Source organism: Pseudomonas sp., from assembly GCF_050739995.1.
GTDB lineage: Bacteria > Pseudomonadota > Gammaproteobacteria > Pseudomonadales > Pseudomonadaceae > Aquipseudomonas.
This window is the reverse complement of sequence record NZ_JBOICG010000367.1, coordinates 1-3,093: the sequence shown is the minus strand read 5'-3', so window position 1 is coordinate 3,093 and position 3,093 is coordinate 1. Positions and strand designations below refer to the sequence as shown.

The window sequence follows — 3,093 nt, the reverse complement described above, 5'->3', positions numbered from 1 at the left end:
GTGCTGGTGGGGTTGTTCCTGATCCAGAAACACGGCACCGACCGCATCGGCAAGCTGTTCGGGCCGGTGATGGTGGTGTGGTTCCTGGTGTTGGCCGGGCTCGGTATCCACGGCATCGCGCAACACCCGGAAGTGCTCAGCGCGCTGAACCCGGTGTGGGGCGTGCGTTTCTTTGTATCCCACCCCGGCATGGGCGTGGCGATTCTTGGTGCCGTGGTGCTGGCCTTGACCGGTGCTGAAGCGCTGTACGCTGACATGGGCCACTTCGGCCGCAAGCCGATCGCCCGGGCGTGGTTCGCCCTGGTGCTGCCGGCGCTGGTGCTCAATTACTTCGGCCAGGGCGCGTTGCTGCTGGAAAATCCCGAAGCGGCACGTAACCCGTTCTACCTGCTGGCGCCGAGCTGGGCGTTGATCCCGCTGGTGGTGCTGTCGACCCTGGCCACGGTGATTGCCTCCCAGGCGGTGATTTCCGGTGCGTTTTCCCTGACCCGCCAAGCGATCCAGCTGGGTTACATCCCGCGCATGCATATCCAGCACACTTCCAGCGCCGAGCAGGGCCAGATCTATATCGGCGCGGTGAACTGGTCGTTGATGGTCGGCGTGATCCTGCTGGTGCTGGGCTTCGAGTCCTCCAATGCCTTGGCTTCGGCTTACGGCGTGGCGGTGACCGGTACCATGTTGATCACCAGTATTCTGGTGTCGGCCGTGATGTTGCTGCTGTGGAAATGGCCACCGGTGCTGGCGATTCCGGTTCTTATCGTCTTCCTGTTGGTGGATGGCCTGTTCTTCGCCGCTAACGTGCCGAAGATCGTCCAGGGCGGCGCCTTTCCGGTACTCGCGGGGATTGTGCTGTTTATCCTGATGACCACCTGGAAACGCGGTAAAGAACTGCTGATGGACCGTCTCGACGAAGGCGGGCTGCCGCTGCCGATCTTTATCAGCAGCATCCGTGTGCAGCCGCCCCACCGCGTGCAGGGCACCGCTGTGTTCCTTACCGCGCGCCCCGACGCGGTACCCCATGCGTTGTTGCACAACCTCCTGCATAACCAGGTGCTGCATGAGCAGGTGGTGATGCTGACGGTGGTCTACGAAGATATTCCACGTGTGCCGGCCTCACGGCGTTTCGAAGTGGACGCCTACGGGGAAGGGTTCTTCCGGGTGATCCTGCATTTCGGTTTTACCGATGAGCCGGACGTGCCCGAAGCCTTGAAGTTGTGCCATCTGGACGATCTGGATTTCAGCCCGATGCGCACCACTTACTTCCTCAGCCGCGAAACGGTGATCGCCTCGCGCATCAAGGGCATGGCCCGCTGGCGTGAAAGCTTGTTCGCCTTCATGTTGAAGAATGCCAACGGCAACCTGCGCTTCTTCAAACTCCCGGTAAACCGGGTGATCGAGCTGGGCACCCAGGTCGAAATGTAAGAAATCACACAACGGGAGCCGGCAATCGGCTCCCGCTTTGCTTCTGAACCCTGTGCAATCCAGCGTTGTCGACTAGGCTCTAAGCACTGTTATGCAGGAGCGGGGTTGCCCGCGAAAAACTTCAACGGTAGTGCGTTTATCCTGGCTGAACGTAACGCCTATGAGGCTTTCGCGAACACGCTCGCTCCTGCGATAAGTGCCCAAAAAGTCCAGAAGAGGTGCGCCATGAGTCAGCTGCTCGAACCTTACACCCTGCGCCAACTGACCCTGCTCAACCGCATTGCGGTGTCTCCAATGTGCCAGTACTCCAGCGAGGACGGCTTGGCCAATGACTGGCACCTGGTGCACCTCGGCAGTCGTGCCGTCGGTGGTGCCGGGCTGATTTTTACCGAAGCCACCGCCGTCACTGCCGATGGCCGCATCACTGCCCAGGACCTGGGCCTGTGGAAAGACGAACAGATCGAACCGTTGCAACGCATCACCCGGTTTATTGCCGCCCAAGGCGCGGTGGCCGGGATTCAACTGGCCCATGCCGGGCGCAAGGCGAGCACTCATCGGCCTTGGATCGGCCAGCACGGTAGCGTCAAGCCGCAAGACGGGGGGTGGGTGCCGGTGGGGCCATCGCCGATTGCCTTTGACCCCAATCACACCCAGCCCACGCCGCTGGACGAAGGGCAGATCCAGCAAGTGATCGCCGATTTTGTCGCGGCCGCCAAGCGCGCCTTGACCGCTGGCTTCGAAGTGGTAGAAATCCACGCCGCCCACGGTTACCTGCTGCACCAATTTCTGTCGCCCATCAGCAACCAGCGCCAGGACCAATACGGTGGTTCCTTTGAAAACCGTATCCGCCTGGTGTTGGATGTCACTAAAGCCGTACGCGCCGTCTGGCCCGAAGAGTTGCCGCTGTTTGTGCGGGTGTCGGCCACCGATTGGGTGGAAGACGGCTGGAACCCCGATGAAACCGTAGAGTTGGCGCGCCGCCTCAAAGACCTCGGCGTGGACTTGATCGATGTGTCTTCCGGAGGCACTGCCGCCAATGCCGAGATCCCAACCGGCCCGGGCTACCAGACACGCTTTGCCGAGCGGGTGCGCAAAGAGTCAGGCATTGCCACGGGCACCGTCGGCATGATCACCGAGCCGGCCCAGGCCGAACACATCCTGCGCACCTGCCAGGCCGACATCATCTTCCTCGCCCGTGAACTGCTGCGTGATCCGTACTGGCCCTTGCACGCTGACGATGACTTGGGCGGGCGCAAAGCGATCTGGCCGGCGCAATATCAACGGGCGACCCATCGTGATCAGCCGATCCATGAGTCGGATCTGAGGGACTGATCCTTCGTGCGCTTCCACAAAACCCACCCTGGTACGGTGGGTTTTTTCTTGCTCGCGTTTAATGGAACGCCGATCCTTGGTCGCTTGAAAGCAGGAGGCCCCCATGTTGGTCGAACGAGCGTTAAACGAAGACGATATCCCGCTGCTGGCAACCATCGACCGCACCGAGTTGATCCGCGAGTGTTATCGCATGGAAGGCGATGAACTGGTGCTGTATGCCTCCCATCACGATATGCGTGGTTGGCCTGAAGGCGAGGCGGAGCAGGATGCCGTGGCGCTGCTGGCCTGTCTCAAGCGTGGCGGGTGGTTGTGGGGCGCCTTCGAGGGACCGGTATTGGT

2 protein-coding genes and 1 pseudogene are annotated in these 3,093 nt (G+C 61.3%); all 3 read left to right on the top strand.

What is annotated here, in order from left to right; genetic code table 11:
- Positions 1-1,422 (top strand): potassium transporter Kup (locus ACRESD_RS12260; protein WP_431751136.1); only part of this gene is annotated, 1,422 nt, incomplete at its 5' end.
- A 225-nt stretch (positions 1,423-1,647) separates the two neighbouring features.
- The gene (locus ACRESD_RS12255) at positions 1,648-2,754 is read left to right on the top strand and encodes an NADH:flavin oxidoreductase/NADH oxidase (protein WP_431751135.1); all 1,107 of its coding nucleotides are present in this window, start codon (positions 1,648-1,650) and stop codon (positions 2,752-2,754) included.
- A 103-nt stretch (positions 2,755-2,857) separates the two neighbouring features.
- Positions 2,858-3,093 (top strand): annotated as a pseudogene (locus tag ACRESD_RS12250) (GNAT family N-acetyltransferase); the annotation flags it as partial.

What these genes read in the sequence shown, in the direction of transcription:
- ACRESD_RS12255 (WP_431751135.1), top strand. Translation starts at nt 1,648, where the DNA reads ATGAGTCAGCTGCTCGAACCTTACACCCTGCGCCAACTGACCCTGCTC.